The organism is Blastopirellula sp. SH421 (assembly GCF_057808535.1).
Map to the genome: position 1 here is coordinate 5,401,288 of NZ_CM173712.1, position 21,347 is coordinate 5,422,634.

The 21,347-nt window shown below is 56.0% G+C and carries 22 protein-coding genes; 11 read left to right on the plus strand and 11 right to left on the minus strand.

Annotation, left to right across the window (positions count from 1 at the left end; all coding sequences use genetic code 11):
• Positions 1-20: 20 nt before the first annotated feature.
• Positions 21-521, minus strand: a complete 501-nt coding sequence (locus tag SH421x_RS21795) for an NUDIX hydrolase (protein ID WP_488852130.1) — start codon at positions 519-521, stop codon at positions 21-23.
• A 99-nt stretch (positions 522-620) separates the two neighbouring features.
• Here SH421x_RS21795 and SH421x_RS21800 point away from each other — a divergent pair, with 99 nt between their 5' ends.
• Positions 621-1,064 carry a VOC family protein gene (locus SH421x_RS21800; protein ID WP_488852131.1) on the plus strand — a complete coding sequence of 148 codons (444 nt, stop codon included), beginning with the start codon at positions 621-623 and terminating at the stop codon, positions 1,062-1,064.
• Between the two features lie 72 nt (positions 1,065-1,136).
• On the opposite strand, the gene SH421x_RS21805 is transcribed toward SH421x_RS21800, so the two are convergent.
• From SH421x_RS21805 to SH421x_RS21815, 3 genes are all read right to left on the minus strand, one after another.
• The gene (locus tag SH421x_RS21805; protein WP_488852132.1) at positions 1,137-1,862 is read right to left on the minus strand and encodes an EF-hand domain-containing protein; all 726 of its coding nucleotides are present in this window, start codon (positions 1,860-1,862) and stop codon (positions 1,137-1,139) included.
• 33 nt (positions 1,863-1,895) lie between these two features.
• Positions 1,896-2,594: a dioxygenase family protein gene (locus SH421x_RS21810; RefSeq protein ID WP_488852133.1), complete on the minus strand. Its 699-nt coding sequence runs from the start codon at positions 2,592-2,594 to the stop codon at positions 1,896-1,898.
• A gap of 167 nt (positions 2,595-2,761) precedes the next feature.
• Complete coding sequence (locus SH421x_RS21815) at positions 2,762-3,892, minus strand: alpha/beta hydrolase fold domain-containing protein (protein ID WP_488852134.1); 1,131 nt, start codon at positions 3,890-3,892, stop codon at positions 2,762-2,764.
• Positions 3,893-4,194: 302 nt separating this feature from the next.
• Between SH421x_RS21815 and SH421x_RS21820 the strand changes: the two genes are divergently transcribed.
• Positions 4,195-4,821 (plus strand): DUF2239 family protein, encoded by a 627-nt coding sequence (locus SH421x_RS21820; RefSeq protein ID WP_488852135.1) that lies wholly within the window; start codon positions 4,195-4,197, stop codon positions 4,819-4,821.
• A 1-nt stretch (position 4,822) separates the two neighbouring features.
• Here the strand turns inward: SH421x_RS21820 and SH421x_RS21825 are convergent, their stop codons facing one another.
• Together SH421x_RS21825 and SH421x_RS21830 are read right to left on the minus strand one after the other, a co-directional pair.
• Positions 4,823-5,755 (minus strand): glycerophosphodiester phosphodiesterase, encoded by a 933-nt coding sequence (locus SH421x_RS21825; RefSeq protein WP_488852136.1) that lies wholly within the window; start codon positions 5,753-5,755, stop codon positions 4,823-4,825.
• Positions 5,756-5,955: 200 nt separating this feature from the next.
• Positions 5,956-7,347, minus strand: coding sequence for a DEAD/DEAH box helicase (locus tag SH421x_RS21830; protein WP_488852137.1), 1,392 nt, complete (start codon positions 7,345-7,347; stop codon positions 5,956-5,958).
• 656 nt (positions 7,348-8,003) lie between these two features.
• Here SH421x_RS21830 and SH421x_RS21835 point away from each other — a divergent pair.
• Entirely contained in the window at positions 8,004-8,168 is a 165-nt protein-coding gene (locus SH421x_RS21835) for a hypothetical protein (RefSeq protein WP_488852138.1), read from the plus strand.
• Between the two features lie 10 nt (positions 8,169-8,178).
• Positions 8,179-8,967 carry a sulfite exporter TauE/SafE family protein gene (locus tag SH421x_RS21840; RefSeq protein ID WP_488852139.1) on the plus strand — a complete coding sequence of 263 codons (789 nt, stop codon included), beginning with the start codon at positions 8,179-8,181 and terminating at the stop codon, positions 8,965-8,967.
• Between the two features lie 52 nt (positions 8,968-9,019).
• Here SH421x_RS21840 and ilvA read toward each other — a convergent pair whose 3' ends face one another.
• Positions 9,020-10,588 (minus strand): threonine ammonia-lyase, biosynthetic, encoded by a 1,569-nt coding sequence (gene ilvA / locus SH421x_RS21845; protein ID WP_488852140.1) that lies wholly within the window; start codon positions 10,586-10,588, stop codon positions 9,020-9,022.
• Positions 10,589-10,836: 248 nt separating this feature from the next.
• On the opposite strand from ilvA, the gene SH421x_RS21850 reads away from it, so the two are divergent.
• From SH421x_RS21850 to SH421x_RS21865, 4 genes are all read left to right on the plus strand, one after another.
• On the plus strand, positions 10,837-11,868 hold the full coding sequence (locus SH421x_RS21850) for an aldo/keto reductase (RefSeq protein WP_488852141.1): 1,032 nt from the start codon (positions 10,837-10,839) through the stop codon (positions 11,866-11,868).
• A 112-nt stretch (positions 11,869-11,980) separates the two neighbouring features.
• A complete protein-coding gene (locus SH421x_RS21855; protein ID WP_488852142.1) occupies positions 11,981-12,586 on the plus strand; it encodes an HXXEE domain-containing protein in 606 nt (201 codons plus the stop codon).
• 105 nt (positions 12,587-12,691) lie between these two features.
• On the plus strand, positions 12,692-13,897 hold the full coding sequence (locus SH421x_RS21860; protein ID WP_488852143.1) for a Y-family DNA polymerase: 1,206 nt from the start codon (positions 12,692-12,694) through the stop codon (positions 13,895-13,897).
• A 129-nt stretch (positions 13,898-14,026) separates the two neighbouring features.
• Positions 14,027-14,839 (plus strand): substrate-binding periplasmic protein, encoded by an 813-nt coding sequence (locus SH421x_RS21865; RefSeq protein WP_488852144.1) that lies wholly within the window; start codon positions 14,027-14,029, stop codon positions 14,837-14,839.
• Here the strand turns inward: SH421x_RS21865 and SH421x_RS21870 are convergent.
• Complete coding sequence (locus tag SH421x_RS21870; RefSeq protein WP_488852145.1) at positions 14,836-15,546, minus strand: MBL fold metallo-hydrolase; 711 nt, start codon at positions 15,544-15,546, stop codon at positions 14,836-14,838. The two genes, SH421x_RS21865 and SH421x_RS21870, sit on opposite strands and share 4 nt — an antisense overlap.
• A 185-nt stretch (positions 15,547-15,731) precedes the next feature.
• On the opposite strand from SH421x_RS21870, the gene SH421x_RS21875 reads away from it, so the two are divergent.
• Complete coding sequence (locus SH421x_RS21875) at positions 15,732-16,871, plus strand: SGNH/GDSL hydrolase family protein (RefSeq protein ID WP_488852146.1); 1,140 nt, start codon at positions 15,732-15,734, stop codon at positions 16,869-16,871.
• 8 nt (positions 16,872-16,879) lie between these two features.
• On the opposite strand, the gene SH421x_RS21880 is transcribed toward SH421x_RS21875, so the two are convergent.
• Both SH421x_RS21880 and SH421x_RS21885 read right to left on the minus strand, forming a co-directional pair.
• Positions 16,880-17,362 (minus strand): SRPBCC family protein, encoded by a 483-nt coding sequence (locus tag SH421x_RS21880; RefSeq protein ID WP_488852147.1) that lies wholly within the window; start codon positions 17,360-17,362, stop codon positions 16,880-16,882.
• Positions 17,359-17,697: an ArsR/SmtB family transcription factor gene (locus SH421x_RS21885; protein ID WP_488852148.1), complete on the minus strand. Its 339-nt coding sequence runs from the start codon at positions 17,695-17,697 to the stop codon at positions 17,359-17,361. Before SH421x_RS21885 ends, SH421x_RS21880 begins: the two co-directional genes overlap by 4 nt.
• Positions 17,698-17,939: 242 nt before the next feature.
• Between SH421x_RS21885 and SH421x_RS21890 the strand changes: the two genes are divergently transcribed.
• Positions 17,940-18,989, plus strand: a complete 1,050-nt coding sequence (locus SH421x_RS21890) for an alpha/beta hydrolase (RefSeq protein ID WP_488852149.1) — start codon at positions 17,940-17,942, stop codon at positions 18,987-18,989.
• Positions 18,990-19,023: 34 nt separating this feature from the next.
• Positions 19,024-20,358: a hypothetical protein gene (locus SH421x_RS21895; RefSeq protein ID WP_488852150.1), complete on the plus strand. Its 1,335-nt coding sequence runs from the start codon at positions 19,024-19,026 to the stop codon at positions 20,356-20,358.
• Between the two features lie 14 nt (positions 20,359-20,372).
• On the opposite strand, the gene SH421x_RS21900 is transcribed toward SH421x_RS21895, so the two are convergent.
• Positions 20,373-21,314, minus strand: a complete 942-nt coding sequence (locus SH421x_RS21900; protein WP_488852151.1) for an SGNH/GDSL hydrolase family protein — start codon at positions 21,312-21,314, stop codon at positions 20,373-20,375.
• Positions 21,315-21,347 lie beyond the last annotated feature (33 nt).

The window sequence follows — 21,347 nt, forward strand, 5'->3', positions numbered from 1 at the left end:
TTCACCACCAGAGCAACCAACTACGATTTGCGGCCAAAGCGATCGTAGTAGAGTAGCCCCGCGATGGTCTTGCCATCTTTGATCCGCCCATCGCCTATCATCGCAAGCGCCTCGCGGAACGGGACAACCAGATTCTCGATCTCTTCGCCTGCTTCTCGCTCAGGGTCTCCTGCCGTCAGCCCCGTAGCCACATAGACGAACATCCGCTCATCCATAATCCCCGGTGACGGATAAAACTGGACCAGCAATTGTACCGATTCGGCTGTGAAGCCGGTTTCTTCAGTCAGTTCCCGAGCAGCGGTCACCTCTGGCGGTTCGTTCGGCTCAAGCGTACCAGCCGGAAGCTCGATCAACGTTTCTTCGACCGCAACCCGATAGTTGCGAATCAAGCAAATCTGATCTTCACCTACGATCGGCAAAATCACCGCAGCGCCGGGATGCCGGACAATGTCTCGCTGGCGTCCCTCATGTATGACTCGATCCACCGCGAACCGAACTCCTTCATATCGACGATCGACCATGAGTTATCTCTTCTCTAAAAATCTGCTGGACTTGCGAGCAGTGTTCAGTACATTGCCGCATGGATCGAAGACATTTTGCACATCAACGGGAGCATACCAATGTCATCCACTACCGTTAACCAGGGAACGACGGTCGTTTCGTGTTTGAGATATCGAAACGCACCGGCCGCAATTGACTGGCTTTGCGACGTCCTTGGCTTTGAGCGTCACGCGATTTACCCAGGCTCAGGCGATACAATCGCGCATGCCCAACTGACATTTCCCGGAGGCGGAATGATCATGTTGGGGTCGGTCGATAATCAGTCCGAGTGGGGTAAGCTGGTCAAACAGCCAGACGAAATCGGCAGTTGTGAAACGCAATGCGTCTACTTAGTGACGACCGATGCCGATGCGATCTACGCCAAAGCCCAAGCGGCCGGAGCCGAAATTGTGATCGAGATCAAGCAGGAAGACTACGGCGGTCGCGGCTTCACTTGTCGTGACCTGGAAGGTCACATCTGGACTATCGGCAGCTACAATCCCTGGCAAGCTCCAGCGACTTAAAAATAGTACGGTCAGCGCAATAAAAAAGGACGAGCACTAGGGCTCGTCCCTCTCTGAAATATTGCCTGGTGACTAGCGACCGCCACCTTGTCCGCCGCCTCCTTGTCCGCGAGGTCCGCCGCGTTGACCACCTTGTTCGCCGCCTGGCCCACGTGGTCCGCGTCCCCCCTGCTGTCCCTCTGGGCCTTGCCCGCTACGTTGACCGCTGGGCCCCCCCTGCATCATTTGAGCACATTGCTCTTCCTGTTCGTCGGTCAAAATGTTCGCCATTTCGGCATTCACTTTTTGCTGCAGCGCCGCCATTGCTGCTTGCTGCTCCGGCGTCAGGTTCAGCATTTCCTGAACGAAAGCCGGCATCACTTCACCGATTCGCGGAGGTCCCATCATCCCACCGGGGCCCATCCCGGGGCCGCCGGGTCCTGGCCCACCGGGTCCCATGCCGCGTCCGCCTTGGGCTGCTTGTTGTCCGCGCGTGTTGTTTGCTTGGCTGGCGAAATAGGTTTGCATCTCTTCGGCAGTCAGCACCTCGTCATTGTTAGCGTCCGCCGCTACAAACAGACGAAGCAAGCGACGATCGGTCACTTCGGCCTTGGCTAGTTGGCCATCTTGATCCGCATCCAACTTCATCAGCCGGGCGATCATTTCGTCCACCGATCCACCGCGCTGTTGATTTCCGCCACGCTCTCCACCGGGACCTCGCGGCCCACCAGGTCCGCCGGGGCCTTGCGCCCAAAGCGAGGTCGTCGCCAAACCCAAAACCACCGCAATTGCCAGCGGCGCCGCCGTTTGCCATCTCATGTTCCAAAACTCCTGAAGAAAAGAAAGAGCGCCTTAGCGAGAGCCGCGGCGATTAGCAGGAAAGTCTCGATCGTCCGGAGTACGTCCGATCACAAAATCAAAAGTTGCCGCAAGTTCGCCGACTTTGGACTCAGGGATCGGCGTAAAATCGGTTGTCACCAATTCGCGATCAATCAAGTCGCCAGCGTTGCGATAAACGCCATCGCGGGCATTTCCTTCGGCCCCGCGAACAAAGATCTGAGTCGTTAATACATCGCGATCGCCGATCTTCACTTTGGCGTGAATATGTCCAGCGGGACGACCTGGATACGGGACAGGCTTAATCGTACGAAAGCGATATTCGCCGGTCGACGCAGTCTCGAAGCGGCCAAAGCCCTGAAAGTGCTTGTCTTGTTGGCTCTGCTTCCGCGAGCTGTCGGCAGTGTGCAGATATACCGCATTCGCGTCGCACTGCCAGATCTCGACCGTGGCATTGCGAATCGGCTCGCCGCTGCTCGAAAGCACGCGACCCGTCAGGTGCGTGATCTCGCCCACCGCCGGCGTCAGACTGTCATTGATCAAAATCAAATCGTTGTCTTGATCCAACGGCATCTTATCGGGATAGAACGGCCCCTCGGTCAACGAAGGAGAAGGCATCAGATAGTCGGCATAGAGCCCGCGAGTCGCGAAACAGGCGACGCCAAAAGCACCCGCCATCCAACGCCGGCGAGAAATCGAAGTCAATGGATTCATAGCAGCTTGGTCTCCCTAGACAAGTCGATGCGAACCGGGCGGTAGCGGTCTGTTGAATCAATCAACACACTGCCAAGCTCCGCGCGGTGACACCTGATCTAACCGATTAAACCGTAGATAGTTTCGCTACGGGTGAAAATTGTCGAAAATCTCGCCAAATCAGCCGCTTATTCAAAATCTTCTCGCTTCAATAGCCCATCCCGGTTGCGATCCAGCACCGAAAACAAGCGGGCAGGTCCGTCGAATTCTGCCGGGGTCACCTGACCATCTTGGTTGCGATCGGCGCGAGCCATGACTTGCTCGTAAGTCAGCTTACGGCCTCGCCCTACGTCAGCATTGGGGGGAGTCATCTCACTCGCTTTGCTGGTCGACAGAACCGCTTCGCGATTCACCGGGGGCTCATTCTTTAGCGTGCTGGCGAAGAACTGATCGACCAACTCCTTTACCTCTGCGCTGCTAAATCCTTTGCCATGCCCAGCTCCTTCGATGGTATGCAAATGAACCGGCAGCCCCGCATTTTTGAGTGCGTCAAAGAGCAACTCGCTTTGGTAGTGAGCGACCGTCGGATCTGCGTCGCCGTGGACGATCAAAAACGGGGGAGTCTTGTCGCTGATGTAATTGATCGGATTCGCAAGGGCCGCCTTTTCTTTGTTCTCTAGAATCGGACCGCCAACCAATTTCGACTCAGGCGACTTTGGGTCCATGTGCTTCATGCGTGAACCAGGAAGCGCTTTGAAGTCCATCTGCAACAGGTCGGTTGGACCGTAGTAATCGCAAACGGCCTGGACTCGGCTCGACACGTCGAGGTTCTCGCCCACGTCAAACTGCCCGCTGTCGCTGGTCGTGCCTAACATCGCCACTAAATGCCCACCCGCCGAACTTCCCCAGGCTCCGATTTTGTCGGGATTGATCCCATACTTGTCGGCATTGGCTCGCAACCAACGAACCGCCGCTTTGCAATCTTCGATCTGGGCCGGGAAGATCGCTTCGCCACTCAGTCGATATTCAATACTAGCCACGGCATAGCCATCGGAGGCCAAGCGCCGAGCGGGACAGCCATCCTTAGTCCCCCCCATCCAGCCGCCGCCGTGAATCCAGATCACCAGCGGGAACGGCGTTTTCGCCTTTTTAGGAAGATAGAGATCGAGCTTCAACTCGCGATCTCCCAGCTTGGCGTAGGTCAAATCTTGTTTCATCTCGATTCCCGATGGCAGTCGTCGCGGCGGTTGAGCCAGCCCTAGCGTCGCAACGATTGTCGTCATCATTAGCGAAGCGACGATGTGTGTTTTGTTGATCATGAAGCCACTCTCCCCAGATTAGCTACGAAACGGATTGGATCGCTATCTACCGAACGCAGTAGAGTTGGAGAAGTTTCGCCCCAGGGTCCAAGTCGGTTGATATTTTCCGCTGGGAAGAACCGCAACCGATCGCGACAGACTTGCTGCCAAATGGTGAAGCAGGTCTGACGCGAGACTCCTTTTCTAGAACGGGGCCACCATAAACGATTCGGCGCAATTTCCCTCAATTTCTCTGTTTCAGCTTGCCGATTATTTTTACCCGGGTAAAATTCGGCGACAATCTAACTGATTAGGAATGTAACATGCTTGCGACGGCAAAAACTGCGTGTACAGCGTTTGAGGGCTTTCGATTGATCAGCTCTGGCGAGATGGCGGCCATTGCTCCGGTGATCTATCAAACATTGCAAACGGCGGATCATGCCCCGGTTCTGATCTTTGCTGACTCTTCAGCGCAGCAAGTCGAAGTTGACTTTCGCGGCAGCTTGGCCGAAGTGCTGGATCGCCTAGAAACGGCGGCGCAGTGGGCGGCGGAAGACGAGCCTGCCGAAGCGGCAGCGGCGCCAATTGCGACGCGTGGTCGAGGGCGACCCAAGCTGGGTGTCGTCGCTCGCGAAGTGACGCTGCTGCCGCGGCATTGGGATTGGTTAGACACGCAACCCGGCGGCGCATCGGCAGCCTTGCGACGTCTGGTTGAAGAAGCAAAACGCGTCAATGCGCCCGCCGATCGGATTCGTCGCGCGCAGGAAGTAGCCTATCGATTTATGTCGACCATGGCAGGCGACATGCAAGGCTTTGAAGAAGCAACCCGCTCGTTGTTCGCCGCCAACGAATCGCGATTTGACGAGATGTCGGCAGCTTGGCCTGCGGATGTTCGCACCTACGCCAAGCGTCTAGCCGCTGACGCTTTTGTGGGTCAGAGCAAGGCTTAACCTACTTGCTCTCATTATAGTAGGACTTCACTGCGTCCCAAGTGACGTGCGGATGGTCGGTTGCGAACGACATGAAGCCGAGATCGAGCAGCTTCAGATAGATTGCCTCACTCGCTCCGCCGTAAGGCAACGTTTGATACAAGATCCCCTGCTTCCGGAGTTCATGGCCGCGAGCAATCAAAAAAGCGTCCGACTCTTCAAACGGATTCTCGTCAGCCCGCTTGATCTTATCGGCCGCACGCACCAGATGAACATGGATCTGCAACTGGGTGACATCTGCAAAGTTTGTCTTGCGGAGTTCCTCGAATCGCTGCTCAAGCTTGGCGTCATCGCCGCGCATCCAGAGCAATGTTTGTGACTGCGGTGACAGTTGCTTCCACTCGCGGAGCTTGGGATACAAGGTCGATGCAAAGATCACCTGGGATTCAACGCCTGCGGTTTTCACCAAAGCTGCGAGTTGCGGCAGATCGGCGTCTTTCCAGTCAAGGTAAACCCGTCGCGTCGGATCTTTCCGCATCAAAGCGAAAACATCGGCTAGTGTCGGCGTTTGCCGCCCTGCAAAGCTGGTCCCTTTCCACGAACCAACATCCAGATTCCGCAGTTCGGCCAAGGTCAAATCTTGGACCCCTTGCTTGGCCATCTCGGGCGTCACATCCTTCACCACCCGGGCAAAGTTGGCGTCATGAAAAGCGACAATAACTCCATCCTTGGTAGTGCGAACGTCCGCCTCAGGAATGCAATTCAGACTCCAGCCTAACTCGAATGCTTCCAGCGTATTTTCTTCTGAGAGTTCTCCGGCGCCGCGATGGGCTTGAATCACAAATTGATCGATCGGCTGCTGCTCCCGCACGCTCCAAGCGGATTTGTCTTGCGCCAGTGCGGGGCCAAGCAGACTGATCCAAACTATCCCCACCACCGCTATCGAGCGAATCATATTGTCTCTCGCTAGAATTTTCATCGTTCATTTTCTGTCAGCGCGTTCCCCGGGCAGCCGCTACGGCAGATTTCAACCTAGCCGGAAGGCTCGCAGCCGTCGATATCTGGACCTAGCTCAAACCGAACTCTTCATCAAGAAATAAAAAAGCCGCCGACAAGATCCCTTGCCGGCGGCTTCGATTTTCTCAGCAAATGCGTCTAGTCAGCACGCTTCGACTTGGCGCCGAAAGGGCGTTTTCCGCCAGTTCGCTTGGCTCCGCCGCTGCGACCAGCGCCATAGGTTTTCGGACGTTCGCTTGAATCTCCGCCTTGCGAATAACCGCCGCCGCTGCGACCACTGCTGTGACCGCCGCCTGCACTGCGACTACTGCCGGCTGGACGCCCCGACGAACTGCCGTAGCTCCGACGCGGTCCGCCACCGCCTGAACGCGGGCCACGCGAGCGCGGCTCAACATGGAACGGGTGATCGATGTCAACTGTAATCGTAGTGCGAATCAAACGTTCAATTGCACGCAACGTGCCATGTTCGCTGAAATCGCAGAACGAGAGGGCGATACCATCTTTGCCGGCGCGGCCGGTACGTCCAATGCGATGGACGTAGCTCTCTGGATCGATCGGCAGATCGAAGTTGACGACATGCGTGACGCCGTCGACATCAATACCGCGTGCGGCGACGTCAGTTGCGACCAACACTTGCAAGCGACCACTACGGAAGCTTTCCAGAGCGCGATTGCGTTTGTTCTGCGTCTTGTTGCCATGGATCGCGTCGGTACGAATCCCCGAAGCATTTAGCTCTTTGGCCAAACGATCAGCGCCATGCTTGGTCTTGGTGAAGACCAGGGTGCGACCGACTCCTTCGGCTTGCAGCGAATGTTCGAGCAGAGCTCGCTTGTCCCCTTGATTGCAATACAGCAAGCGTTGTTCGACGCGTTCGGCCGTGGTCGACTCGGGGGCGACTTCGATCCGGACCGGGTTCTGCAGCAAGCCAGAGGCCAACTGGGCGACCTTCGGCGGCATTGTCGCGGTAAAGAAAATCGTCTGACGCTGCTTCGGCAACTTCGAGACAATCGTCTTGAGCGCCGGCATGAACCCCATGTCGAGCATGCGGTCCGCTTCATCCAAAACAAACGTCTTGGCCTGACTCAGATCGACATAACCTTGATCCATGAGGTCGAGCAAACGCCCCGGCGTCGCGATCGCGACATGCACGCCACGCTTCAAAGCGCGAACTTGCGGATTTTGGCCAACGCCCCCAAAGATGGTCGTCAGGCGAAACTTGATGTTGCGACCGTAGCAGTTGAAACTGTCGGCGATTTGCGTCGCCAATTCGCGGGTCGGCGACAGCACCAACACCTGCGGAGCACACGCATCCGCACGACTGCGACTCAAATCCAATTGATGCAAAATTGGCAATGCGAAGGCCGCAGTCTTGCCGGTGCCGGTCTGAGCGCAACCAATCAGGTCGCTTCCGGCCATCAAATGCGGGATGGCCTGACCCTGAATCGGGGTCGGGGTGTGATAATTCTCGGCGGCCAACGCTTCTTGGATCGATTCGCTAAGCTGCAATTCGCGGAAACTAGTGATACTCAAATCATTCCTAACGTAGTTAAGTAAATGCGACCGCAACGGGCGCAGTCCTCGAGCGCTCGAGGAAGTATAGGTGTGCTCCGGCGGCTACTGGCTGCGTCAATGACCAACAAATTTGCGGTTAGCAAATTTGATGTTGCAGAATTGATACCAAGACCAATTCGTGCGACATGACGCATTTTTGGGTCGAGAGACGCTAAGATCCGCTACATGCAGATCGGCCGCGAGGTAGTCGCGTTCATTCGGCCTGTCATTTCAGATTCGCAAGCCAAAGGCAAGCGGCCGAATGAAAGGAAGCGATTAATGCCAGTCTGAAATCTTGAACGCCAAGCAAATCCGAGGAAGCCTGGCCAAAAGATTGAAGTAGATCAACCCAACGCCTCAAGGGTGTTGGTGCGTGCTCAACATTGAAACTGACGAGATGTCCATCTGGCCAGTTCAGTGCCAAATTGTAGCTGCCTACGTGGTTTTGGATAGGGGGAAAATGAATGACCGTTCGTGAAAAGTCGAAACGGCGACTTATTGCCCGATAAAGCATCATTATCACCCATTAGCGTGCAATTACTGCTGACAGCACCGGCAAACTCTCCACGGTTGGCGAGCATGCTGAAAGGCGTACAATCGACTCCGCCGCTTTTGTTGCGTTTCGGGAGAATCCAGTGAGTACGCCATTACTAATCGCCGCTAGTGTGATTGTTCCGCTCGTTTGGGGTTGGGCGACGCATCTGGCCTTCGAGAAGCTCTGGCCAGCTCGCCCTGTTCCTCCGATTGACTCAGTTGACCGGCAGCGGCCGCCGGGACCTCCGTTCGACTATCAGATCTAAGGTCCGCGCGATGCTCTCTCCTGAAATGCAAGAGTTCCTCCGATACGCGCCCATCGGTTTCCTGGTCGGCGGCTATGGAACTTTGGTGGGCGCCGGTGGCGGATCGGTGCTAGTGCCGATTTTGCTGATCATGATGCCTGAGGAATCGCCTGCCAAGATTACCGCGATTTCTCTAGCGGTTGTCTTTTTCAATGCTTACTCCGGTACCGTCGCCTACATGCGCATGGGTCGAATCGACTATCGCGCCGGGACGATCTTCACCATTGCAGGCATCCCCGGCGCGATCTTGGGCACGCTGCTGGTGCATGTGATGCCGCGGCAATTGTTCGATCCGATCTTTGGTTCGTTGCTGGTCCTGATCGGCGGCTGGCTCTTCACGAATCCGCTGGGAGCCACCGGCAATGAAGATGACGACGTTCAACCCATCGCCGGGACACGGATGTTGATCGGCTCGCTGGGCAGCGCCTATATCGGCGTTGTTTCTAGCCTGCTTGGCATCGGCGGCGGAATCATTCACGTTCCGTTTTTGATCCGCGCGCTACGGATGCCGCCCCATTTCGCGACGGCGACTTCTCATTTTGTGCTTACCTTTATCGCGCTCACCGCGACGATCACGCATGTCACCATGGGTGAGTTTGAAGGGGATCTCTCGACCACGATGTACCTGGCGGTCGGCGTCATGATGGGCGCACCGATCGGCGCCGCGGTTTCGACCAAGCTGAAAGGGTCGCTAATCGTCAAGATGCTGGCGCTGGCGCTTTGCTTTGTTGGCATCCGCTTGTTGGTGCGGATGTTCTAAAACAACATCGTCTCGTGCGCCGCTTGCTTCAGCCCCCCAGCACACGAGACCACTACAAGAAGAGTCGATACGCTGGGTTATTGGTCTCATCAACGCATGGATAGGCCAACCCTTGCAGAAATTTCTCGAAGCCGGTGATATCACACGCGGGCACCTGAAGTCCGGCCAGGATCCGGCCGACATCGCCTCCTTGACTGCGATAGTGAAACAGGCTGATATTCCAACTGGGCGGCATGTGCGACAAAAACTTCATCAGCGCGCCGGGGCGTTCCGGAAAGTCAAAGCGATAAAGCCGTTCGTCTTGGGCATGCGGACTTCGTCCCCCAACCATGTACCGTACATGCATTTTCGACAGTTCGTCATTGGTCAAATCGACGGCAGCAAAGCCATTCTGCTGAAGCCGCTGGATCGTCTCCGCTCGGTCTTGCTGGTTGGACGTAGTCAGCCCGACAAAGACATGGGCCTGGGCGTCATCGGACATTCGATAGTTGAATTCCGTAATCCCACGTGTCCCCAGGATCTCGCACAATCGCTTAAAGCTGCCTGGTTGCTCCGGAATTGACACCGCGAACAGCGCCTCGCGTTGTTCGCCCACTTCGGCCCGTTCGGCGACAAACCGCAGCCGATCAAAGTTCATGTTGGCGCCGCAGGTGACGGCGATCAGATTCTCGTTGGTCCGTTGATTTTCGGCGACATACTTTTTGAGACCAGCGACGCTCAATGCGCCCGCCGGTTCGAGAATGCTGCGCGTATCTTCAAACACATCTTTGATCGCTGCGCAAACGGCGTCGTTGTCGACCACTACAAACTCATCGACCAGCGCCTTGGTGATTCGAAAAGTTTCCTCGCCAACCAACTTGACCGCGGTACCGTCCGAGAAGAGCCCGACCTCGCTCAACTGCACGCGCCGCCCTGCAGCGACCGATTGGATCATCGCGTTCGAATCGGTGACCTGCACGCCGATCACTTTGATCTCAGGCCGCACCGCTTTCACATAGGCGGCGACGCCAGAGATCAAGCCGCCGCCGCCGATCGCGCAAAAGATCGCATGAATCGGCTGCTGCAATTGCTGCAAGATCTCCATCGCAATCGTTCCTTGACCAGCGATTACATCGGGATCGTCAAACGGATGCACGAAGGTCAAGCCTTGCTCAACGGCTAGCTGCATCGCGTAGGCGTAAGCGTCGGTATAGCTTTCGCCATGCAGCGTGACCTCGCCGTGAAACGAGCGAACTGCTTCGATCTTCAATTGGGGAGTCGTCACCGGCATCACGATCATGGCGCGACAGCCCAGGCGAAGCGCGCTGATGGCGACTCCTTGCGCGTGATTTCCGGCCGAGGCGCAGATGACGCCGCGAGACAGCTGCTCCGGCGTCAAATGGGCCATTTTATTGAAGGCGCCGCGCAGTTTGAAACTAAACGACGGCTGGCTGTCTTCGCGTTTGAACCAGACCGCATTGCCCAGTCGTTTCGACAGCCGAGACGCAGGCTCTAGCGGCGATTCATTCGCTACATCGTAGACCCGCGCGTTCAAAATCTTCAACAGATAGTCGGTCAGCCCCAGCGTTTGACCGCTGGAAGCGTCAAGTTGATTGTGGGGAGTTTGGCCAGGGCCCAGCATAGATGTCTCATCACGATAGAGGAAAGCGTTCGACTTGATTATAGCGAGGGACTTCGATTTCACCTTCACAAGTCGCCCAAAGTGCGTAAGGGAGAATCACGCAAATCATTCTTTTCTTCCCAAAGCCCAACGCCAACTTGTCTTGGCCTGCCAGATCGCGTTAATAAGAGCAAGAGATCAACCCAAGACACAAACGAACTGAAAAAGTTCGGTAAGCTACTTCACTAGCCACCCAGGAGACAAAGATCATGCAATACCGACAACTCGGCGGATCAGGGCTCAAAGTACCCGTCTTGAGCTTTGGCACCGGAACTTTTGGCGGCGGAGGCGAATTTTTTAAAGCCTGGGGCAGCACCGATGTCGCCGAAGCGACCAAGCTAATCGACATCTGTCTCGACGCTGGCCTAACCATGTTCGACTCGGCCGACATGTATTCGCAAGGCGCGGCCGAAGAGATCCTGGGACAGGCGCTGCGCGGTCGCCGCGAGCAAGTGTTGATCTCCACCAAAGGAACCTTTCGTACCGGCGACGGGCCCAACGATGTCGGCTCGTCTCGCTATCACCTGATCGAAGCGGTCGAGAACAGTCTTCGTCGCCTGCAAACCGACCACATTGATCTCTACCAACTGCATGGCTTTGACGCGACGACGCCGATCGAAGAGACGATGATGGCGCTTGACGATCTGGTCCGCGCCGGCAAGATCCGCTACATCGGCTGCTCCAACTTTTCAGGCTGGCACCTAATGAAATCGCTGGCCATCTCCGAAAAATACGGGCTGGCCCGGTATGTCGCCCATCAGGCTTATTACTCGCTAGTCGGTCGCGACTACGAATGGGAACTGATGCCGTTAGCTTTGGATCAAAAGGTTGGCGCCGTCGTCTGGAGCCCGCTTGGCTGGGGACGTTTAACCGGCAAGATCCGCCGCGGACAGCCGCTGCCCGAGAATACCCGCCTGCAAAGCCAAGTTGCCCGCGACATTGGTCCGCCGGTTACGGATGAGCAAGTCTATGACGTGGTCGATGCGCTCGACAAGGTCGCCGCCGAAACCGGTAAAAGCGTCGCCCAGGTCGCGCTAAACTGGGTCTTGCAGCGCCCCACCGTAGCCACCGTGATTGTGGGCGCCCGAACCGAAGAACAGCTCAAACAAAACCTGGACATCGTCAACTGGAATCTGACGGCGGAACAAGTCGCGCAGCTGGATGCCGCCAGCGAAACGACGCTGGCCTATCCCTATTGGCACCAACGCGGGTTTGAAGAGCGAAATCCCAAACCAGTTTAATACAGCCCCCAGAGGGAAGCGAAAAATGGCCATTTGACAAGCCTCTGCTGCGACGTAGATTTGCCAGATTTCTTTCGGCAAATCTAATTACCTACGCAGAGGCTTGCGGCCCATGTCGATCCCAGAAAAAACACCGGCTCCGCTCAAATGGCTCGATGACAACTGGCCTTTTGCTGGCGCCGTCTCGATGCTGTTTTTGATTGGATTGTTGCCGCTGGTCGCAGGCGTTTGGAGTTTTGCGCTGGTCTTGGTTTTGTTGCAACTGATCGTCTATCAAGCCCATCAGTTGGAAGAGCATCTGGGCGATCGATTTCGCCGCTTTATCAACGAAAACGTCGCCGGCGGCTGCGAAGCGCTCACGCCGCGGGCCACCATGTGGATCAACGTTGGTTGCGTCTGGATCGTCTATTTTGCCGCACTTCTGATGGCCGGCCTGTTTGACGTTGGTTGGGGCTTGATCGCCGTTTACACGATGCTTTTGAACGCACTGGCCCACATCGCCATGACCTTGGCGATGCACCGCTACAATCCCGGCCTATGGACTGCGATCTTTTTGTTCCTGCCGATCGGCGGCTTTACCTGGATCATCCTGAGCGAAAGCAATGGGCTAGGGATGATGGCTCACATCGTCGGCCTGGCGACTGCGCTGGTGATTCATATCGGCATCGTCGTCAATGTCCGACTGCATCGACATGCACTGCTGATGCAAACGGCGTAGTCGAATAGCGCGGGAGAAAAAAAGTCTCTTGCGGCGCAATTCAAAAACCGATACAAAGTGAACACCTGAACACTATCGGTTTAAAAGGCAAGCGCCATGGAAGCCATGAACTGGCTTTGGATGGATATGAATTCCTATTTCGCCTCGGTCGAACAGCAATTGCGGCCCGAGCTGCGAAAGCGGCCGGTTGGCGTGATCCCGCTGGATACAGATCATACCAGCATCATTGCGGCCAGTTATGACGCCAAACGATTTGGCGTAAAAGTGGGGACCAAGGTCCACGACGCGCGACGACTTTGCCCCGACATCCAACTGGTCAAAGCTCGCCCTGACGTTTACGTAAAGATGCACCACCGTCTGCTGGCCAGCGTTGAGAAGTGCGCCCCGATCGAGCGCGTCTACTCAATCGATGAGTGGACGATTCGGCTACGTGGCGCGGATCAGCAGTTTCCGCAAGCTCGCCGCTTGGCATTTCGCATCAAGCGGCAAGTAGCCCAGGAGATCGGGCTCTGGATGTCTTGCTCTATCGGGATCGCTGCAACGCGACTACTGGCCAAAATTGCCACCGGTCTAGAAAAGCCGCATGGATTTACTGCGCTGCCTCAGGAAGTTTTGCCCGATCGGATTGAGCATTTGCCGCTGACCAAGCTGAACGGCATCAACGTCGGGATCGAAGGGCGGTTGCGACAACATGGCGTGACCAATATTCGCCAACTCTGGAACCTCAGCCGTGACCAGATGACCCAGGCCTGGGGTTCGATCTCGGGAGCCCGATATTGGGCCGGTCTGCATGGAGTCGATGAACCTGAGCCGCCGACACGACGCCAATCAATGAGCCACGGCAACGTTCTTGCCCCGCAGTTTCGCAACGACGAAGGCGCTCACTGCATCCTGGTCAAACTGATCTGCAAACTGGCGCAGCGACTACGTCGCTCTGGCTATTTCGCCAACGTACTGCAGCTCTCGGTCAGGGATGTTCGCGGGGGTCGCTACGAGACCAAGTCACCGATCCCTTGCCTGCAAGATACGCCGTCGCTGCTCTTACAGTTTGAAAAGCTTTGGAAGGGGCGCCCGCGTCATGGGCTGCCCCTGTTAAAAGTGGACGTTTGCGTCAGCGATCTACGCTTGGCGTCGCAAGTAACGCGATCGCTGTTCGAAGAACTTGAGCAGCCGTGCAAATTGTCGGCAGTGCTTGATGAGATCACCGATCGCTGGGGGCCATCGGCCCTCTTTTTCGGATCGGTGCATCATCATCAACATGCGATGGAAGAAAAGATCGCGTTTGGACGTATTCCTGAGAATCGTGATTGATCACAGCAACTGGCTCGACTCCAGAATCCTTTTTGCAACGTGCAAAGCACATCCAAACGGGTTAGAATCAGAGTCTCAATTCAATCTTATTTTCGCTCTGCGGCTCTTCTTGTGATCGAGTAAATCCCCATGAAGTTCTCATTGGCTCGTACACTATTCAACGCCAGTCTCGCTGCGATGATTTGGGGGATCGGTTGTACGCCTGCCGACCAGGCTCATGATGCACCATCCAAACAGAAAAAAATCACCGTAGCGATCTCACCCGACATTCCGCCGTATGTGCTAGACAAAGCGACCAGCGGGCTGGAGGTTGATCTGATGAATGCGGCGTTTCTGGGGCTTAAACTGACTTACATCCAGATGCCGTATGCAGAACTGGAATCGGCCGTACCGAGTAAGAAAGCGGACATTTCGGTCGGCATTCGGCAAGTGAACGACAACGAGTTCGACTCCAGTGATTTTATCGCTTTCGAGAATGTTGCGATCGTAAAGAAGTCGGCGGACGTGCAAATCGACTCCGTCAGTGATCTCGGCAAGTACGAAGTGCTGACCTGGCAAAACGCGTACACCGAACTCGGAGACCAGTTCAAGCAGATGTTCGCCCCCGACGGCCCCGATCGCGCCAAGTACAAGGAAGTTGCTGATCAAAAGCAGCAAGTCGAGCTGTTCTGGAAAGCGGAGAATGCGGTCATCGTGATCGATCGCAACATCTTCGATCATTTTTCGCAGTCGCTCGGGTATTCGCTGGATGAGGTTCGCGAGATCAAGCTGTTCCCCGGCGTCACCAATTTCAAAGTGGGATTCGCGAGTGAAATGATGCGTGATGCGTTTAACAAGCAGCTGAAAGAGTTATGCCGCAACGGAGAGTACGCGAAGCTCTTGGATAAATACCATGTCCATCTGCCGCAATCTCCTTGCGATGAGCCCGTTGCGGATCACTAATCGCTTTCCTTGCGAGCGGCCAGTCTCGCGTCCAAAGCGCGCAACCGCCGCAAGTGTTCAGCTGGCGGCGAGTGATCACCGTGGTTCGGCAAAACTCCCTTTAGATCGTATTGCAGCGCCGCTGCGACGCTGCCAGGAATTTGCTCTGGCTGAGAGTTAAAAATATCCGGCGGCAAGCGAGCCGCGCCGCGATAACTGACAAACAGGTCGCCGCTAAACAAAAGTCTTCGCTGCGCACAGTAGTAGCCCATATGCCCCGCGGTATGTCCCGGCAAGTGAACCACCTGAAGTCCTTGCCAGACATCCAGCACATCGCCGTGATTTAAGAGACGATCCGGCGTGAACCGTTGAAATCCAAGGATTGGTCGGCCGATTCTTTCTAGCCACTTTGCCACGCGAGCTTTGCCCGGATAGTCAGAGCGTCCGACATACTGCTCTGCATCCAGTCGAGGCGCAGCGATCCATGCCCCATAGCGCCGCGCGATTAATTGCACATTCAAGATATGATCAAGGTGTCCATGCGTCACCAGGATGCCGCGAATCGGCAAGTGCCCCCAACTACGCCGCGCCAAAGCACGCTTCATCAGTCGCAATCCGCCGATAAAACCTGCGTCAATCAGATAAAGAGCTTCGTGATCACGCAGGACGTAGAAATTAATCGCCGGAGCGCGAACTTGCAGAATCTGCCCCGTGACTGAGAGATTCATAAGAGTGGCTCAATCTATCGTTTCAGGTCAAAGCGGCGGACCTACCATAGCCGATCGCCTGCAGCGAGGCTGTTTGGATCAACCTTCGCTCGCAGGTTATACTACAGTGCCCACAACCTGTGGAAAGCCGATTGTACGATCTTGCCAGACGCTCCTCCAGCATCACCTCCCCTTGAGCCAATACCATGACTTACCCGTTAAATCGCCGCCGCTTCTTGGCCCTTTCTGCTGCGACTGCTGCAGCCTCTACACTGCCGGGCCTGTTGCAGGCCAAAGAGTTGAAGCCGGAAGTCGCTGATGGAGTCGACTGGTACAACGTGCAAGAGTGGGGAGTCGAAGGCAAAGGTTGGGACGATACAGCTCGGTACTTCGATCGCTTGCCGAGTCGCGCCGAAGGCAAAGTTCGCGCCGCCGTCTGGAGCCTCAGCCGACACTCGGCAGGCATGCTCGTTCGCTTTGAAACCGACGCTCCGGCGGTTCATGCTCGCTACAAGCTGCTCAGCAGCAATCTGGCCATGCCGCATATGCCTGCGACCGGTGTCAGCGGCGTTGACTTGTACGCACGCAACGAAGAAGGGCAGGACCGCTGGCTGGCGGTTTCGAAGCCAACTGCGCAAACGGTCGACGCGTTGCTGACCAATGAGATTGATCCGCTGCCCAGCGGCCAGCGACGACTTTACACCCTTTACTTGCCGCTCTATAACGGCATCGATTCATTGGAAATCGGCGTCCCGACCGGCAGCGACTTTGCCGGGGTCGCTCCGCGTACCGAAAAACCGCTCGTCTTCTATGGAACGTCGATCATGCACGGCGCGTGTGCGTCACGTCCCGGCATGTCGATCACCGGAATCGTAGGCCGTCGCATGAATCGCCCGGTGATCAATCTCGGCTTCTCCGGCAACGGACGTTTAGAATCGGAAGTGGGCGAGTTTTTGTGCGAACTCGACCCGGCCGTCTTTATCATTGACTGCCTGCCGAATGTCGATGGTCCTGTCGTCGCTGAAAAGACCGAACCGCTGGTCCGGCAACTGCGCAAAGCCTATCCCCAGACGCCAATCTTGCTGGTCGAAGATCGCACTTACACGTTCGCCCCGTTCCGTCAGTCCTCGCGACAGCGACATGCCGACAGTCGCGCCGCATTCCGCACCGCCTTTGACAATCTGCAAACCGCAGGCATCAAAAACCTGCACTACCTGCCCGGCGACGATCTGTTAGGCAGCGACGGCGAAGCGGCGACCGATGGCTCGCATCCCAACGACCTGGGCATGATGCGGTATGCCGACGCGTATGTTCCGGCGCTGCAGAAGATCTTGAGCGACGCCTAATACACGCTTCACCAAGACTTCACCACTTCGACCAGTTGATCCAGCACCGTGCTCCAGCCTTCGTGGAAACCCATCTCCTCGTGCTGCTTGCGCGTCGCTTCGTCGCGATGCAGCGCGACGGCTTTGTAGCGTGTTCCCCCTTCCACGGACTCCAGCGTCAGAATCGCCGTCATGAAGCCTTGCTCGGCAGGACGAAAGCCGGGCAACAGCATGTCGGTCCAGATCAGGCGTTCACCGGGGATTACTTCCAAATAACAGCCGATGTTCGGATGTTCCTCTCCTTCCGGCGAGCACATCGTCGTCCGAAAGATCCCGCCGGGACGCAGGTCGATCTCACAGTCGGTCACCGTCCAGGGGCGCGGACAAAACCATTTGCAAACATGCTCTGGCGTCGTCCAAGCAGTCCAGACTAATTCGCGAGGAACATCGATGACACGCTCCAGCACGAGGTCGAGATTCGGATCAGGCTCAATAGTGAACGCGCGATTCATGATTGCTTTTCCTTGAGTGTTAAAAGGTAGTCATCCAACTGATCCAAGCGGCGTTCCCACAGGCTGCGCTGTTGGCCCAGCCAATCCTCGGCGATCTGCAACGATTGCGGAATTAGCCGGAACGTCCGAACGCGACCTGATTTGGTCGAACGAACAAGATCGCACTTCTCCAAAATTCCCAAATGTTGCACGAACGATGGCAGCGCCATCTCGAACGGCTCAGCCAATTCGCTGACCGTGGCCGGTCCGCGACTCAGCCGTTGCAGCACCTGACGACGCGTCGGATCGGACAACGCGCGAAAGACGCTGTCAATCGAAGCTGATTTCTTCACCATGCGTTTAGACCTTGTCCCCAATCGGCCGAGGTTCCGCAGGCTTGTAGCGCCGCTTCACCCTAAGCCTCTCTTTTTTTAACTTCCCACATTACTTAGGTCAATACCTAACTATTATATGGGGATCAACATTTTTGACGGAGAAAGAGTTCTCCGCAGTGAACTCCTAGGCAGGAAAACCGACTTCCGGCGTGCTAGGATGAAGGAGACCCAACCCCGGCTCTCTCACCCTCGATGGTCCCACCATGCTTTGGAAAAACCACTTACTCACGCTTTTCGCGCTCGTCATGATCACCGCGGCATCGCTGGCTTCCGCCGCCGAAACCTACACCGAGACGCCTGGCGAGAGCGGAAACGGCAACTACATCATCGGTCCTGATTACAAAATCGATCCCGACCTGACCGACCAAGGAAACCCCCAAGGCAAATATTTTGAGTTCAGCATGCCGCTGGCCGAGAGCAAGATCTATCGCGGCGATGACAAGACGCTCGATCCCAACAAACCGGTTCGCGTCGCGCGCAAGATCTTTGTTTACATTCCCGCCACCTACAAAGATGGAACCAAAGCGCCGATCTTGGTCACGCTCGATGGTCCCAGTCGGCTTAACCTGGTCCGTAACGCGCTCGACAATCTGACGATCGCCAAAGATCCCGCACGACGCATCCCGGCTTTCATCGCGATCGCGGTCGAAAACGGCGGCAACGATAGCTACGGAAGTCAGCGAGGCCTGGAGTACGACACCATGTCAGGCCGGTTTGCTCAGTTCATTAACGACGAAGTGCTGCCAGCCGTTTTGAACGATCCTCAGATCAAAGCCGCTTATCCGCACATCGCGTTCACCGACAATCCGTGGGGCAAAGCGATCATGGGCTGCAGCTCTGGCGGCGCCGCGGCGCTAACCGCCGGTTGGTTTCGCCCTGACCTGTTCCGCCGCTTGATCACCTACTCTGGCACCTTCGTCGATCAGCAAGACAACGATGCGGCGGAAGAGATTGAGTACCCGCTGGGAGCGTGGGAATATCACTCGGGCAAAAAACTAATCGAAACCAGCGAAAAGAAACCGCTGCGAATCTTCACCCACGTCTCCGAGTTCGACAATCGCGCCAAGGACCCGGCCGAGACCTATCACAACTGGGTGATGGCCAACGAGCGAACCGCCGCCGCGCTAAAAGCAAAAGGCTACGACTATCGCTACGTCTACAGCAAAGCGACGCGCCACTGCGACGGTAAAGTCTTTGAAGCCACCCTGGCCGATACGCTGATATGGATGTGGCGCGGTTATCACGCTGACTAAACGCCGCATACGGACTCTGAAGCATTGGTGAAGCATGGAAGCGGAGAACAAAACTAGTTCCAACCGAAAGCGGTTCTCGCTCCGCTTTCTGTTCGGGCTAATTGCCTTTTCTGCCGTTGCTCTGGGGATCTGGAAGATCTGCATCTACAGGTCGCCAACCTATGGGATTGCGCTATACGAGAAAGCGTCATCGACCCGCTCGCAAACTTACCGCATCGGCTCCAACACAATCACCATCCGTTCGATGGCGCGCAACCGCCGTGACGGATCGGTCGTCATTCAGTCGGGTGATGGCACACCTTTAATTGGTCTCGCGCCGGATGTAAGCACGATGACCTCCTGCGCCGCTTGGCTCGACGTGGTTCAGTTGGAAATCGCGCCAGGGCCGGACCTTTGCGAGATTGTGGAGGTTAAAGTCTTTGATCATCAATCGCGAGTGCTGCTCTCAGAAATGGACCAGTCCTTTGGCTGGCGACTTTTGGAACCAAATCTCATTCAGATTTATGGACTTGGCAAAGAGATTCCGCAGCAACTAGATGTCTGGCTTTGCGTACACAGCTTTTGGGAAAACGCCAGTTGGCATAAGCTGCCCCCTACGGCGAATACATCCGTTTTTTTTCGGACAGGCACAATTACCATCACCGAAATCCAAGATGGTTTCGCCGGCTGGAGTTCAGGGACCGGTTTCTATCCGGTGTCAGACGAGCATCTAGGCACGACTGCATTGATTCTTGACATGAGCCCTAATGAGAGACGGGGGCGATTTCACCTGACGGCAGTCGCGAAGAACGGACAAAAGCAGTTTCCCAATCGCTGGCTTGCGTTCGGCGCTACTGAGCCACGTCGCGATATCGTGAGATTCAATTTTCGACTATCGGAAATTGATCACTTGGAGATTAGGCCCTATCAGCAACGTCAGAGATTCTTCTACGAAGCGGTCGAAGTCCCCAAAACCGGTGGCGGAGCCTTCGCAGCAGCGCCGGTTGTCAAAATTCCCATCGCGCAAACCGAAACCGAGCTAACCCTGCCGGAGTTCGACCCTTTAAAAATACGTCTGACTGTTCAGAAAGGAGATTGCCTAGGAGGAAGCTTCTCGAATAGCACCTTCGCAAGTCTAACTCTACGCGCCGAACCGCAGGGTATCGAGGAAGCGACGACCCTCTCCTGCCATATCTACGGAATTCCGAAGCATTCGTTTTTGTTTCGCTACATTGATTCTCAGACAGGAAAAACGGCGGTGGGAAGTCCGTCGCGGTCGAGAATTACTTACGCTTGTTTCGGCTACAACTGCGCCGCGTGGGGGCAGTGTATTCCGATCCCTTTGGATCGTATCGAAGCCGTCGAGGCGACCTTGACGCCAACACCTTAGCAATACTCGTCGTGCTATTTCGAGCCTCGCAGCGAGGACTTCTCTACGATCGTATTAAGAAACACGCGGCGGATCGCGTCGTAACCACGGTCGTTGGGGTCTTCGATGTTTTCAAAGAACCAATAATGCGGATCATCGGCGACATAGGTCGATCGCCAGAACTGACTGCTGTGAGCGCCATGTCCCAGGAAAGTCTTGTGCATCGGCACGATGTGCACGTTGGGATGCGATGCGGCGACCTCGTTGATCACTTCGTTGTACTGGGAATGAATCGCCAAGCCGTCGGGCCAATCGGGAAGATAGACGCTTGGCGCATCGCCAACTCCGTCGGTCGGATCGTAAATGTCGGCGAGATAAATCTCGCAGCCACCGGGAAAGCTGGCCTCGATTTTGACCAGCATTTCTCCCAAGCGATCTCGAAACGCATCGATCCAAGGCTTCGCCTGGGCAAGCGTCGCGCCGTACATCGCGCACTCGCGAGCAGGCGATCGCCCGTAGCTGTGGATCAAATCATTGCCGCCGGTGGTCATCACCACCAGGCCAAACTCTGCCGGGTCATGCGGCGCCAAGCGATCTTCGATCACTTGCAGATGATCGCGGGAAGTCGATCCAGAGATCGCAAAATTATCGTGCGTCAGATTCGGCAACACCCGCGTCAGGCAAAGCCCCTGCATCTCGGGAAACTCATCGTCAGGATTGGTAAGCAACCGATTGAAGTAAGAATGACTCGCCGAGTCGGCGCCCAATCCGGCTGTGACGCTGTCGCCGATTCCGACCAAGCGGACAGGCTGATCCGTCCAAACTTCGGCAAATGGCGCCGCCGCCACCTCGGGGCCTGCGGGACCACTGCCGATGGCGCGCAACATGAAGTATTTCACATAGAAAACAGCACCAGCGACCAACAGCAGCCCTGCTACCGAGATCACCGCGAGTCGCTTGCTTCGCAGCTTCATCATCAACCTTCCATTCTTGGGAGTAATGTCAGCTAC